Below are 13884 nucleotides of genomic sequence, written 5' to 3' on the forward strand. Positions count from 1 at the left end.
TACAGTGTTTTATTTGCACCTGACAATGCCCTCGCTTAGCTCGATTTGCTCGGTCTGACGAAATGCCTGGCGCATCGGGTAATCGCAATGCAGCGCTTTTTGTAGGGTTAATCGCAACCAACCCCTTGAAGCTGATTTTTGCGGCCCCATATACCGGGACAGAAGCGTGAGTTGAGCTCACGGACGATATTGAAAGGAGAAATCTATGGCTGACGAACAGACAGTGGATACGCAAAATCAAGACGCCAACCAGGGCTCCGCGGCTTCGGGTGATGACCTGGCGGCTCGTGTACAAGTGCTCGAAGAGCAACTGGCAGGCGCGCAGGATCAGGCTTTGCGTGTTGCCGCCGATCTGCAGAACGTCCGCCGTCGCGCTGAGCAGGATGTAGAAAAAGCGCACAAATTCGCCCTCGAAAAATTCGCAGGCGATTTGCTGCCGATCATCGACAGTCTGGAGCGTGGTCTGGAGTTGTCCAACCCGGACGACGAAAGCATCCGCCCAATGCGCGAAGGCATCGAGCTGACCCTGAAAATGTTCCAGGACACCCTGAAGCGTTATCAGCTGGAAGCGATCGATCCGCATGGCGAACCGTTCAACGCTGTTCAGCATCAGGCCATGGCCATGCAGGAAAGCGCTGATCTGGAGCCGAACAGCGTGCTCAAGGTGTTCCAGAAGGGCTATCAGCTCAATGGTCGCCTGCTGCGCCCGGCCATGGTCGTGGTCAGCAAGGCCCCGGCGCCAGTTTCGCCTTCGATTGACGAGCAGGCTTGAAATTGGCCGCAAGGCCCCCATTTATAAGTCAAGCGTTTAAGTGCTACCGCAGTTAGCCACCACTGCTGCGGCAACCAAATCCAAAGTTTCGGGAGAGTGAACATGGGCAAAATTATCGGTATCGACCTGGGGACTACCAACTCCTGCGTCTCCGTGCTGGAAAACGGCGTAGCCAAAGTTATTGAAAACGCTGAAGGCGCGCGTACCACGCCGTCGATCATCGCTTACGCCAACGATGGCGAGATTCTGGTTGGCCAATCGGCCAAGCGTCAGGCTGTGACCAATCCGCATAACACCCTGTACGCGGTGAAGCGTCTGATCGGTCGTAAGTTCGACGAAGAAGTCGTACAGAAAGACATCAAGATGGTCCCTTACAAAATCGCCAAGGCTGACAACGGCGACGCGTGGGTAGAAGTGAACGGCCAGAAAATGTCTCCGCCACAAATCTCGGCTGAAATTCTGAAGAAAATGAAGAAGACCGCCGAAGACTACCTCGGCGAGCCAGTGACTGAAGCGGTGATCACCGTTCCGGCCTACTTCAACGACAGCCAGCGTCAAGCCACCAAAGACGCCGGCCGCATCGCGGGCCTGGACGTTAAACGTATCATCAACGAACCAACCGCAGCTGCTCTGGCTTACGGTATGGACAAGGCGAAAGGCGATCACACCGTGATCGTTTACGACTTGGGCGGCGGTACTTTCGACGTTTCCGTGATCGAAATCGCTGAAGTCGATGGCGAGCACCAGTTCGAAGTATTGGCCACCAACGGTGACACGTTCCTGGGCGGTGAAGACTTTGACATTCGTCTGATCGACTACCTCGTCGACGAATTCAAGAAAGAAAGCGGCATGAACCTCAAAGGTGACCCGCTGGCGATGCAGCGCCTGAAAGAAGCCGCTGAAAAAGCCAAGATCGAGCTGTCCTCCGCGCTGTCGACCGACGTGAACCTGCCGTACATCACTGCAGACGCCACCGGTCCTAAGCACCTGAACGTGAAGATTTCTCGCGCCAAGTTGGAAGCACTGGTTGAAGACCTGGTTCAGCGCACCATCGAACCTTGCCGCATCGCTCTGAAAGACTCCGGTATCGACGTTGCCGCGATCAACGACGTGATCCTGGTCGGCGGTCAGACCCGTATGCCACTGGTTCAGAAGCTGGTAACCGAGTTCTTCGGCAAAGAAGCTCGTAAAGACGTGAACCCGGACGAAGCGGTTGCCATGGGTGCTGCTATCCAGGGCGCGGTATTGGCTGGCGACGTTAAAGACGTTCTGCTGCTGGACGTTAGCCCGCTGACCCTGGGTATCGAAACCATGGGCGGCGTGATGACGGCGCTGATCGAGAAAAACACCACGATTCCTACCAAGAAATCGCAAGTGTTCTCGACTGCCGACGACAACCAGGGCGCTGTGACCATTCACGTGCTGCAAGGTGAGCGTAAGCAAGCGGCCCAGAACAAGTCCTTGGGCAAGTTCGACCTGGCCGAGATTCCACCAGCACCACGTGGCGTGCCACAAATTGAAGTGACCTTCGACATCGACGCCAACGGCATCCTGCACGTAGGCGCCAAAGACAAGGCCACCGGCAAGACTCAGTCGATCGTGATCAAGGCCAACTCCGGTCTGTCCGAGGAAGAAATTCAGCAGATGATTCGCGATGCTGAAGCCAACGTCGACGCAGACCGCCAGTTTGAAGAGTTGGCATCTGCTCGCAACCAGGGCGATGCGCTGGTTCACTCGACGCGCAAAATGATCGCTGACGCTGGCGATAAAGTGACTGCCGAAGAGAAGACTGCAATCGAAGCCGCTGTTGTTGCTCTGGAAGCCGCTGTCAAAGGCGACGACAAAGCTGCAATCGAAGCCAAGGTTGAAGAGCTGTCGAAAGTCTCTGCTCCAGTGGCGCAGAAGATGTACGCCGAACAGGCCCAGCCTGCTGAAGGCGCGGCACCGCACGACGAAAAAGCTGAAAAGGCTGACGACGTTGTCGATGCCGAGTTCGAAGAAGTCAAAGACCACAAGTAAGTTGTTGGTCGCCCGGTTGACTGCCTTCAGGCGGTGACTGGTAGGATGTCGCCGCGCGGGAGCTTGCTCCCGCGTTGGCGTGTCTGGAACACGTGAATTTTTACAGCATGCGACAGCGGCGGAGTGAGTGGCTTGCTCTAACGAACAAGCCATTCATTCCGCCCCAGTGCTGTTGGTATGGCCGGGAATGCTCCTGCTTTTCGAGCCGAAAGTACCGCAATGAATCAAAGACCAGGATCGTTGAATTGACGTGAGTTGGGTCCGGGCCTGTATTGGGGCTCAACGAGTTTGGCAAGGCTCAGGAGAGGTTTGCCGGACGTCCTCAAGAGTGCAAAGACATATGGCAAAGCGTGACTATTACGAAGTATTGGGTGTTGAGCGTGGCTCAAGCGAAGCAGACCTGAAGAAGGCCTACCGCCGCCTGGCGATGAAGCATCACCCGGACCGTAATCCCGATGACAAAGCGTCGGAAGAGATGTTCAAGGAGGCCAACGAGGCCTACGAAGTACTCTCCGACTCCAGCAAGCGCGCGGCGTACGACCAATACGGTCATGCTGGTGTCGACCCAAGCATGGGCGGCGGCGGTGCCGGTTTTGGTGGTCAGAACTTCTCCGACATCTTTGGCGATGTCTTCAGTGACTTCTTCGGTGGCGGTCGCGGCGGTTCCCGTGGCGGCGCCCAGCGCGGCAGCGACCTGCGTTACACCCTGGAGCTGAACCTGGAAGAAGCGGTGCGCGGTACCACCGTGAATATCCGCGTTCCGACGCTGGTTAACTGCAAGCCGTGCGATGGCTCGGGTGCCAAGAAAGGCTCCTCGCCAGTCACTTGCCCGACCTGCGGCGGTATCGGCCAGGTCCGTATGCAGCAAGGCTTCTTCTCGGTGCAGCAAACCTGCCCGCGTTGCCATGGCCAAGGCAAGATCATTTCCGACCCGTGCAACTCCTGCAACGGCGAAGGTCGTGTCGAAGAGTACAAAACCCTTTCCGTCAAAGTGCCAGCCGGTGTCGATACCGGTGACCGCATTCGCCTGTCAGGCGAAGGCGAGGCGGGCGCCCAGGGTGGCCCGACGGGCGACCTGTACGTGGTGATCAATGTGCGCGAGCACGCGATCTTCCAGCGCGACGGCAAGCACCTGTTCTGCGAAGTGCCGATCAGCTTTGTCGATGCGGCATTGGGCGGCGAGCTGGAGATTCCGACCCTTGATGGTCGAGTCAAACTGAAAATCCCTGAAGGGACCCAGACCGGCAAGCAGTTCCGCGTTCGCGGCAAAGGCGTTGCGCCAGTGCGTGGCGGCGGTGCCGGTGACCTGATGTGCCGCGTGGCGGTCGAAACCCCGGTCAACCTGGGGCGTCGTCAGCGTGAACTGCTGGAAGAATTCCGCAGCTCTTTGGCGGACGACAACAGCCATTCGCCGAAAACCACTGGTTGGTTCGAAGGCGTGAAGCGCTTCTTCGGCGATTTGTAAGGAGTCGGCATGCGACGTATAGCTGTGATGGGCGCTGCCGGGCGCATGGGCAAGATTCTGGTCGAGGCCGTGCAACAGCGCGCGCCGCTGACCGGTCTGACGGCGGCCATCGTGCGCCCCGGCAGCACGCTGATAGGCGTGGATGCCGGCGAGCTGGCCTCGCTGGGCCGCATCGGCGTGCCGTTGTCCGGCAATCTGGAATCGGTCGCTGATGAGTTCGATGTGTTGATCGACTTTACGCTGCCAGAAGTCATGCTGAAAAACCTCGCGTTCTGCCGCAAGACCGGCAAGGCCATGGTCATCGGCACGACGGGTCTGGACGCTGCGCAGAAGCAGTTGCTGGCTGAGGCGGGCAAAGACATTCCGATCGTGTTCGCGGCCAATTTCAGCGTCGGTGTCAACCTGTCGCTGAAGTTGCTCGACATGGCGGCGCGCGTGCTGGGTGATGAGGCGGACATCGAAATCATCGAAGCGCATCACCGGCACAAGATCGATGCGCCTTCAGGTACCGCGCTGCGCATGGGTGAAGTGATTGCCAGTGCCCTGGATCGTGATCTGCAGAAGGTCGCGGTCTATGGTCGTGAAGGCCATACCGGTGCGCGTGAGCGTGAAACGATCGGCTTTGCCACGGTTCGCGGTGGTGATGTGGTCGGCGATCACACGGTGCTGTTCGCTTGCGAAGGTGAGCGTCTGGAAATCACGCATAAAGCGTCCAGCCGCATGACCTTCGCCAAGGGTGCGGTGCGTGCTGCGTTGTGGCTCGATGGTCGTGAGCCGGGTCTTTACGACATGCAAGACGTGCTCGATTTGCGTTAAGATGCGCCCGAAATCGGGCTCAGACCCAGCGTTTGAGCCCGGTTTTACACTGCCAAGCGACGTCCTGTCGCATTCTCCAGCCTTTCGGGCTCATTGGCGGTAGACCAAAAAGGCCTTTTTCTGTAAGCTACAGCTTTAGTGTGTCCACTAAAAGCGCGCAGAATTATTCGGTGAAGAAGCGGGGTGACGTGTCCATACGTCACTCCGCTTTTTTACAACCTGCGATCGCCCTTTCAGGCTTTATTTACGGGAGGTCTTCTTGACTAAGCCAGCCATACTCGCCCTTGCTGATGGCAGCATTTTTCGCGGCGAAGCCATTGGAGCCGACGGTCAAACCGTTGGTGAGGTGGTGTTTAACACCGCAATGACCGGCTATCAGGAAATCCTTACCGATCCTTCCTACGCCCAACAGATCGTTACCCTGACCTACCCGCACATCGGCAATACCGGCACCACGCCGGAAGACGCCGAGTCTGACCGCGTCTGGTCCGCTGGCCTGGTCATCCGTGACCTGCCACTGGTTGCGAGCAACTGGCGTAACACGATGTCCCTGTCCGATTACCTGAAAGCCAACAACGTTGTGGCTATCGCCGGTATCGACACCCGCCGCCTGACACGCATCCTGCGTGAGAAAGGCGCACAAAACGGCTGCATCATGGCCGGTGACAACATTTCCGAAGCCGCCGCCATCGCCGCCGCACAGGGTTTCCCTGGCCTGAAAGGCATGGACCTGGCAAAAGTCGTCAGCACCAAAGAGCAGTACGAATGGCGCTCGACTGTCTGGGATCTGAAAACCGACAGCCACGCAACCATCGACGCTTCCGAGCTGCCGTACCACGTGGTCGCCTACGACTACGGCGTCAAGCTGAACATTCTGCGCATGCTGGTCGCACGCGGTTGCCGCGTGACCGTGGTACCTGCACAAACGCCTGCTGCCGATGTGCTGGCAATGAAGCCGGACGGCGTGTTCCTGTCCAACGGCCCTGGTGATCCGGAGCCTTGCGACTATGCGATCCAGGCGATCAAGGACGTGCTGGAAACCGAGATCCCGGTGTTCGGCATCTGCCTGGGTCACCAACTGCTGGCTCTGGCCTCCGGCGCCAAGACCCTGAAAATGGGCCATGGTCACCACGGTGCCAACCACCCGGTCCAGGATCTGGACAGCGGTGTGGTGATGATCACCAGCCAGAACCACGGTTTTGCGGTAGACGAAGCGACCCTGCCGGCCAACGTTCGCGCGATCCACAAATCGCTGTTCGATGGCACCCTGCAAGGCATCGAACGTACCGACAAGAGCGCCTTCAGCTTCCAGGGTCACCCGGAAGCCAGCCCTGGCCCGAACGACGTAGCGCCATTGTTCGATCGCTTCATCAACGAGATGGCCAAGCGACGCTGATCGCTCGCCTTGATGGTGCAAGGCTTGAGGGCGGTCCCGACACCGGTGGCCCCCTCAAGGCTTCAAAGATTGAACAAGACGGCTTGCCGACTGACCTGCGGATTTGAGTGACAAACCCATGCCAAAACGTACAGACATTAAAAGCATCCTGATTCTCGGCGCTGGCCCGATCGTTATCGGCCAGGCCTGCGAATTCGACTACTCCGGCGCCCAGGCCTGCAAAGCCCTGCGCGAAGAGGGTTACCGCGTCATCCTGGTGAACTCCAACCCGGCGACCATCATGACCGACCCGGACATGGCCGACGCCACGTACATCGAGCCGATCAAGTGGCAGACCGTTGCCAAGATCATCGAAAAAGAGCGTCCGGACGCGCTGTTGCCAACCATGGGCGGCCAGACCGCTCTGAACTGCGCACTGGATCTGGAGCGTGAAGGCGTTCTGGAGAAGTTCGGCGTAGAGATGATCGGCGCCAACGCCGACACCATCGACAAGGCTGAAGACCGTTCGCGCTTCGACAAGGCGATGAAATCCATCGGCCTGGACTGCCCGCGTTCGGGTATCGCCCACAGCATGGAAGAGGCCAACGCCGTTCTCGAGCGCCTGGGCTTCCCGTGCATCATCCGTCCATCCTTCACCATGGGCGGCACCGGTGGCGGTATTGCTTACAACCGTGAAGAATTCGAAGAAATCTGCGCCCGTGGTCTGGACCTGTCGCCGACCAAAGAGCTGCTGATCGACGAATCCCTGATCGGCTGGAAAGAGTACGAGATGGAGGTTGTCCGCGATAAGAAGGACAACTGCATCATCGTTTGCTCCATCGAAAACTTTGACCCGATGGGCGTGCACACCGGTGACTCGATCACTGTTGCGCCAGCACAGACCCTGACGGACAAGGAATACCAGATCATGCGTAACGCCTCGTTGGCGGTACTGCGTGAGATCGGCGTGGAAACCGGCGGTTCCAACGTTCAGTTCGGCATCTGCCCGGACACTGGCCGTATGGTCGTGATCGAGATGAACCCGCGTGTATCCCGCTCTTCGGCACTGGCCTCGAAAGCCACTGGTTTCCCGATTGCGCGTATCGCTGCCAAGCTGGCGATCGGCTACACCCTCGACGAACTGTCGAACGAAATCACCGGCGGCGCTACGCCTGCGTCCTTCGAGCCGTCCATCGACTACGTCGTGACCAAGCTGCCACGTTTCGCCTTCGAGAAATTCCCGAAAGCCGACGCACGCCTGACCACTCAAATGAAGTCGGTCGGTGAAGTCATGGCCATCGGCCGGACCTTCCAGGAATCCCTGCAGAAAGCCCTTCGCGGTCTGGAAGTGGGCGTTTGCGGCCTGGACGAGAAGCTCGACCTGAGCAACCCGGAAAGCATGAGCGTGCTCAAGCGCGAACTGACCGTGCCGGGCGCCGAGCGTATCTGGTACGTGGCTGACGCCTTCCGCGCCGGTCTGTCGGTCGAAGACATCTTCGGCATGAACATGATCGACCCGTGGTTCCTGGTGCAGATCGAAGATCTGATCAAGGAAGAAGAGAAGGTCAAGACCCTGGGTCTGGCCAGCATCGACCGCGACGTGATGTTCCGCCTCAAGCGCAAAGGCTTCTCCGACATGCGTCTGGCCAAGCTGCTGGGCGTGACCGAGAAAGCGCTGCGTCGCCACCGCCACAAGCTTGAGGTTTACCCGGTCTACAAGCGCGTTGACACCTGTGCGGCCGAGTTCGCCACCGACACCGCCTACATGTACTCGACTTACGAGGAAGAGTGCGAAGCCGCGCCATCGGGTCGCGACAAGATCATGATCCTCGGCGGCGGTCCTAACCGTATCGGCCAAGGCATCGAGTTCGACTACTGCTGCGTACACGCGGCACTGGCCCTGCGCGAAGACGGGTACGAGACCATCATGGTCAACTGCAACCCGGAAACCGTATCTACCGACTACGACACCTCTGATCGCCTGTACTTCGAACCAGTGACCCTGGAAGACGTACTGGAAATCGTCCGCGTCGAGAAGCCGAAAGGCGTGATCGTCCAGTACGGCGGCCAAACCCCGCTGAAACTGGCTCGCGCCCTGGAAGAAGCCGGCGTGCCGATCATCGGCACCAGCCCTGACGCCATCGACCGTGCCGAAGACCGTGAGCGCTTCCAGCAAATGGTTGAGCGCCTGAACCTGCGTCAGCCGCCAAACGCCACCGTGCGCAGCGAAGACGAAGCGATTCGTGCAGCAGCCAAGATTGGTTACCCGCTGGTGGTTCGTCCGTCCTACGTACTGGGCGGCCGTGCGATGGAAATCGTTTACGAAGAAGACGAGCTGAAGCGCTACCTGCGTGACGCGGTGAAAGTGTCCAACGACAGCCCTGTGCTGCTCGACCACTTCCTCAACTGCGCCATCGAAATGGACGTGGATGCGGTTTGCGACGGTACCGATGTGGTGATCGGCGCGATCATGCAGCACATCGAGCAGGCAGGCGTTCACTCCGGTGACTCCGCGTGCTCCCTGCCTCCGTACTCGCTGCCTGGCCACATCCAGGACGAGATGCGCGAACAGGTCAAGAAAATGGCCCTGGAACTGGGCGTTGTCGGTCTGATGAACGTTCAGTTGGCGCTGCAAGGCGAAGACATCTACGTCATCGAAGTCAACCCGCGTGCTTCCCGTACCGTACCATTCGTATCGAAATGCATCGGTGTTTCCCTGGCAATGATCGCGGCTCGCGTCATGGCCGGTAAAACCCTGAAGGAAATCGGTTTCACCAAAGAAATCATCCCGAACTTCTACAGCGTGAAAGAGGCGGTGTTCCCATTCGCCAAATTCCCTGGTGTGGACCCGATCCTGGGCCCAGAGATGAAGTCCACCGGTGAAGTGATGGGCGTGGGCGACACCTTCGGTGAAGCATTCGCCAAGGCCCAGATGGGCGCCAGCGAAGTACTGCCCACCGGCGGTACCGCGTTCATCAGCGTGCGTGACGACGACAAGCCGCTGGTTGCGGGCGTAGCCCGTGATCTGATCAACTTGGGCTTCGAAGTGGTCGCCACTGCCGGTACTGCCAAGCTGATCGAAGCCGCAGGCCTGAAAGTGCGCCGTGTGAACAAGGTGACCGAAGGTCGTCCGCACGTGGTCGACATGATCAAGAATGACGAAGTCACCCTGATCATCAACACCACCGAAGGTCGTCAGTCGATCGCCGACTCGTACTCCATTCGTCGTAATGCCCTGCAGCACAAGATCTACTGCACCACGACTATTGCTGCTGGCGAAGCTATCTGCGAAGCGCTGAAGTTCGGTCCCGAGAAGACTGTGCGCCGCTTGCAGGATCTACACGCAGGATTGAAGGCATGATCAAATACCCAATGACCGTCCAGGGCGCGAAAGCCCTGGAAGAGGAACACGCTCACCTGACCAAGGTCGTTCGTCCGAAGCTCAGCCAGGACATCGGAACGGCCCGCGAGTTGGGTGACTTGAAGGAAAACGCCGAATACCACGCTGCTCGTGAGCAGCAAGGGATGGTTGAGGCGCGGATTCGTGACATCGAAGGCCGGATTCAGAATCAGGTCATCATCGACGTCACCACCATTCCTCACACCGGCAAAGTGATTTTCGGCACCACCGTTGAAATCGCCAACGTCGAGACTGATGAAAGTGTCACTTACCACATCGTGGGTGAGGATGAGGCTGATTTCAAACTCGGCAAGATTTCCGTCGGTTCACCGCTGGCCCGCGCCTTGATTGCCAAGGAAGAGGGTGATGTGGTTGCCGTGAAAACGCCGAGTGGCGTGATCGAGTACGAGATTGTCGAAGTCCGCCACATCTAAAGGCCTGCGCCCGCTGCGTGCGGGCGCCATGGTTTGGCAGCTGACTCAGATGTTGTGGGTTGGCGGCCTGTGGCTGTTACACATCGGTCTGGTGCCGGCGCTGGGCCAAATAGGTCTGGCGCCGCTGCTGATCGACGAAATTGCAGGCATGCTGAATGCGCTGATGGTGGGATTTGCCGCAGCGTGTGTGATTTTTCAGGCTTTGGTGCTGGTACAGGCCGATGGCCTTGCCAGTCTATGGCGCGATATTCGTGGGCAGCTGCTGCTGATGGCGCTGTATGCGTGTGCGATGTTCTTCGCGGTGCGCATCGGTTGGCCGGAGGCGGTGCGTTGGCAGGTGTTCAGCTACCTGGTCCTGGGGTTTTCCGGGCTGGTGCTGGTGTTGCAACCGGTGCCGGGATGGAGCGGCAGGGTGCGCGAAGCACACCCTTGACCCTTGCCATCACTTGAAGCGATGGACGTTCGACAGCTGCTTGTTGACGCTGAAGTTCTTGCGGTAAATCAGTGCCATCTTGCCGATGACCTGAACCAGATCCGCTTTGCCGACCTTGCAGAGTTCTGCAATGGACGCCAGGCGCGATTCGCGATCGAGGATGTTGAGCTTGATTTTAATCAGCTCGTGATCCGCCAACGCGCGTTCAAGTTCGGCTAACACACCTTCAGTCAAACCGTTGTCAGCCACAATCAAAACTGGTTTCAGATGGTGGCCAATGGATTTGTACTGTTTCTTCTGCTCTTGAGTGAGCGGCATAATCTGACCCCTGCGTCTGATCTTGTAAAAAGCGGCGGCCAGTTTACCCGAGCGAGTCCGGGACCGCCCAGTTAATCACGACCCGTTTTATTTTCGAGGTGGCCCGTGGCCCGTTCCAAGACAAGCCTTAAGTGGTTGCAAAGACATGTCAATGATCCCTATGTGAAGCAGGCGCAGAAGGATGGTTACCGCTCGCGTGCGAGTTACAAGCTTCTGGAGGTCCAGGAGAAATACAAGTTGATCCGTCCCGGCATGAGCGTTGTCGACCTGGGTGCGGCGCCTGGGGGGTGGTCGCAGGTGACTAGCCGTCTGATCGGTGGTGAGGGGCGTCTGATCGCCTCGGACATTCTGGAAATGGACAGCATTCCAGACGTGACTTTCATCCAGGGTGACTTCACCGAGGACAAAGTGCTCGCGCAGATCCTTGAAGCCGTGGGTAATTCGCAGGTGGACCTTGTGATTTCCGATATGGCCCCCAATATGAGTGGTACGCCTGAAGTAGATATGCCAAAAGCGATGTTTCTTTGCGAGCTGGCGCTTGATTTGGCGGAACGGATACTCAAGCCGGGTGGTAATTTCGTGATCAAGATTTTTCAGGGCGAAGGGTTTGATGTTTACCTGAAGGATACTCGTCGGAAATTCGACAAGATCCAGATGATCAAGCCAGACTCGTCTCGAGGCAGTTCCCGCGAGCAATACATGCTGGCTTGGGGTTACCGCGGGCGTAGTGAGTAAAACGAGGTTTTTTGACGGGGCGATAGGTTTTTCGTATTTCGCCCCGTGAGCATTAGCGAATATTGTGTAGAAAGTGTTTCACAAAGGGTTACAGACGGCGCCTGCCAGAGCCGTAGGTAATGTAGTAAGTTAGGCCGGTGAATATCATGCGAAGCGCGCGCCATTAGCGGAGCTTGCTTCAGAGGGTAGTTAATTGAACGATATGGCAAAGAATCTGATCCTGTGGTTGATCATCGCGGCTGTCCTGGTGACAGTGATGAACAACTTCTCCAGCCCTAACGAGCCGCAGACCCTCAACTATTCCGACTTCATCCAGCAGGTCAAGGATGGCAAGGTCGAGCGCGTAGCGGTTGACGGCTACGTGATTACCGGTAAACGCAACGATGGCGACAGCTTCAAGACCATTCGTCCGGCTATCCAGGACAACGGTCTGATCGGCGACCTCGTGGACAACCACGTCGTGGTCGAAGGCAAGCAGCCTGAACAGCAAAGCATCTGGACTCAGCTCCTGGTCGCAAGCTTCCCGATCCTCGTGATCATCGCCGTATTCATGTTCTTCATGCGGCAGATGCAGGGCGGTGCGGGCGGGAAGGGCGGGCCGATGAGCTTCGGCAAGAGCAAGGCACGCCTGCTCTCCGAAGATCAGGTGAAAACCACATTGGCTGACGTTGCCGGTTGCGACGAAGCCAAGGAAGAAGTCGGCGAACTGGTCGAGTTCCTCCGTGATCCGGGCAAGTTCCAGCGCCTGGGTGGTCGTATTCCTCGCGGCGTACTGATGGTCGGCCCTCCGGGTACCGGTAAAACCTTGCTGGCCAAGGCGATTGCCGGCGAAGCGAAAGTGCCGTTCTTCACCATCTCCGGTTCCGACTTCGTTGAAATGTTCGTTGGTGTCGGTGCCAGCCGTGTTCGCGATATGTTCGAACAGGCCAAGAAGCACGCGCCGTGCATCATCTTCATCGATGAAATTGACGCCGTTGGTCGCCACCGTGGCGCCGGCATGGGCGGTGGTCATGATGAGCGCGAGCAGACTCTCAACCAGTTGCTGGTAGAGATGGACGGCTTCGAAATGAATGACGGCATCATCGTTATCGCTGCAACCAACCGTCCGGACGTATTGGACCCTGCGTTGCTGCGTCCAGGCCGTTTCGACCGTCAGGTTGTGGTCGGTCTGCCAGACATTCGTGGTCGCGAACAGATTCTTAAAGTACACATGCGCAAAGTGCCAATGGGCGACGACGTTGCTCCAGCGGTGATCGCTCGCGGTACGCCTGGTTTCTCCGGTGCTGACCTGGCCAACCTGGTGAACGAAGCGTCTTTGTTCGCCGCACGTGCCGGCAAGCGCATCGTCGAAATGAAAGAGTTCGAACTGGCGAAGGACAAGATCATGATGGGCGCCGAGCGCAAATCGATGGTCATGTCCGAGAAGGAAAAGCAGAACACCGCTTATCACGAAGCCGGCCACGCTATCGTGGGTCGCGTCGTGCCAGAGCATGATCCGGTCTACAAGGTCTCGATCATTCCGCGCGGTCGTGCGCTGGGTGTGACCATGTTCCTGCCGGAAGAAGATCGATATAGCCTGTCCAAGCGTGCACTGATCAGCCAGATTTGTTCGCTGTACGGTGGCCGTATCGCTGAAGAGATGACCTTGGGCTTCGATGGCGTCACCACCGGTGCGTCCAACGACATCATGCGAGCCAGCCAGATTGCGCGAAACATGGTGACCAAGTGGGGGCTGTCGGAAAAACTCGGTCCGCTGATGTATGCCGAAGAAGAGGGCGAAGTGTTCCTTGGTCGCGGCGGCGGTGGTCAGAGTGCGAGCTTCTCCGGTGAGACAGCCAAGCTGATCGACTCCGAAGTGCGCAGCATCATTGACCAGTGCTACGGCACGGCCAAGCAGATCCTGACGGACAACCGCGACAAGCTTGATGCCATGGCGGATGCCCTGATGAAGTACGAGACGATCGATGCTGATCAGATCGATGACATCATGGCTGGTCGAGCACCTCGCGAGCCTCGTGACTGGTCAGGTGGCACCGGTACTTCCGGGACACCTCCGGTGGCGCAGGATGAGCGTCCGGAAACCCCGATCGGCGGTCCGGCTGCTGACGTATAAGGTT

At 58.1% G+C, this 13884-nt stretch carries 11 protein-coding genes; 10 read left to right on the forward strand and 1 reads right to left on the reverse strand.

Annotated features, from left to right (window positions below; genetic code table 11):
* Positions 1-205 precede the first annotated feature (205 nt).
* The 8 genes from grpE to BK660_RS23080 all read left to right on the forward strand — a co-directional run bounded on the left by grpE (position 206) and on the right by BK660_RS23080 (position 10714).
* Entirely contained in the window at positions 206-772 is a 567-nt protein-coding gene (grpE, locus tag BK660_RS23045; RefSeq protein WP_123435247.1) for a nucleotide exchange factor GrpE, read from the forward strand.
* 102 nt (positions 773-874) lie between these two features.
* Positions 875-2791, forward strand: coding sequence for a molecular chaperone DnaK (dnaK, locus tag BK660_RS23050; protein WP_123435248.1), 1917 nt, complete (start codon positions 875-877; stop codon positions 2789-2791).
* A 340-nt stretch (positions 2792-3131) separates the two neighbouring features.
* Positions 3132-4256, forward strand: coding sequence for a molecular chaperone DnaJ (dnaJ, locus tag BK660_RS23055; RefSeq protein ID WP_109627906.1), 1125 nt, complete (start codon positions 3132-3134; stop codon positions 4254-4256).
* 9 nt (positions 4257-4265) lie between these two features.
* The gene (gene dapB / locus BK660_RS23060) at positions 4266-5072 is read left to right on the forward strand and encodes a 4-hydroxy-tetrahydrodipicolinate reductase (protein ID WP_123435249.1); all 807 of its coding nucleotides are present in this window, start codon (positions 4266-4268) and stop codon (positions 5070-5072) included.
* Between the two features lie 259 nt (positions 5073-5331).
* Positions 5332-6468 carry a glutamine-hydrolyzing carbamoyl-phosphate synthase small subunit gene (gene carA / locus BK660_RS23065; RefSeq protein WP_123435250.1) on the forward strand — a complete coding sequence of 379 codons (1137 nt, stop codon included), beginning with the start codon at positions 5332-5334 and terminating at the stop codon, positions 6466-6468.
* Between the two features lie 118 nt (positions 6469-6586).
* Positions 6587-9808 (forward strand): carbamoyl-phosphate synthase large subunit, encoded by a 3222-nt coding sequence (gene carB, locus BK660_RS23070; RefSeq protein WP_123435251.1) that lies wholly within the window; start codon positions 6587-6589, stop codon positions 9806-9808.
* A complete protein-coding gene (greA, locus tag BK660_RS23075; protein ID WP_027924456.1) occupies positions 9805-10281 on the forward strand; it encodes a transcription elongation factor GreA in 477 nt (158 codons plus the stop codon). The genes carB and greA overlap by 4 nt, the downstream gene beginning before the upstream one ends.
* Before the next feature lie 28 nt (positions 10282-10309).
* Positions 10310-10714, forward strand: coding sequence for an MFS transporter (locus BK660_RS23080; RefSeq protein WP_123435380.1), 405 nt, complete (start codon positions 10310-10312; stop codon positions 10712-10714).
* 9 nt (positions 10715-10723) lie between these two features.
* Here BK660_RS23080 and BK660_RS23085 read toward each other — a convergent pair whose 3' ends face one another.
* Positions 10724-11032, reverse strand: a complete 309-nt coding sequence (locus BK660_RS23085) for a YhbY family RNA-binding protein (protein ID WP_007942889.1) — start codon at positions 11030-11032, stop codon at positions 10724-10726.
* Positions 11033-11137: 105 nt separating this feature from the next.
* On the opposite strand from BK660_RS23085, the gene rlmE reads away from it, so the two are divergent.
* Together rlmE and ftsH are read left to right on the forward strand one after the other, a co-directional pair.
* Positions 11138-11767 (forward strand): 23S rRNA (uridine(2552)-2'-O)-methyltransferase RlmE, encoded by a 630-nt coding sequence (gene rlmE, locus BK660_RS23090; protein WP_123435252.1) that lies wholly within the window; start codon positions 11138-11140, stop codon positions 11765-11767.
* 202 nt (positions 11768-11969) lie between these two features.
* Positions 11970-13880 carry an ATP-dependent zinc metalloprotease FtsH gene (ftsH, locus tag BK660_RS23095; RefSeq protein WP_123435253.1) on the forward strand — a complete coding sequence of 637 codons (1911 nt, stop codon included), beginning with the start codon at positions 11970-11972 and terminating at the stop codon, positions 13878-13880.
* The last annotated feature ends 4 nt before the right edge of the window (positions 13881-13884 follow it).

The organism is Pseudomonas brassicacearum, from assembly GCF_003732265.1.
GTDB lineage: Bacteria > Pseudomonadota > Gammaproteobacteria > Pseudomonadales > Pseudomonadaceae > Aquipseudomonas > Aquipseudomonas brassicacearum_D.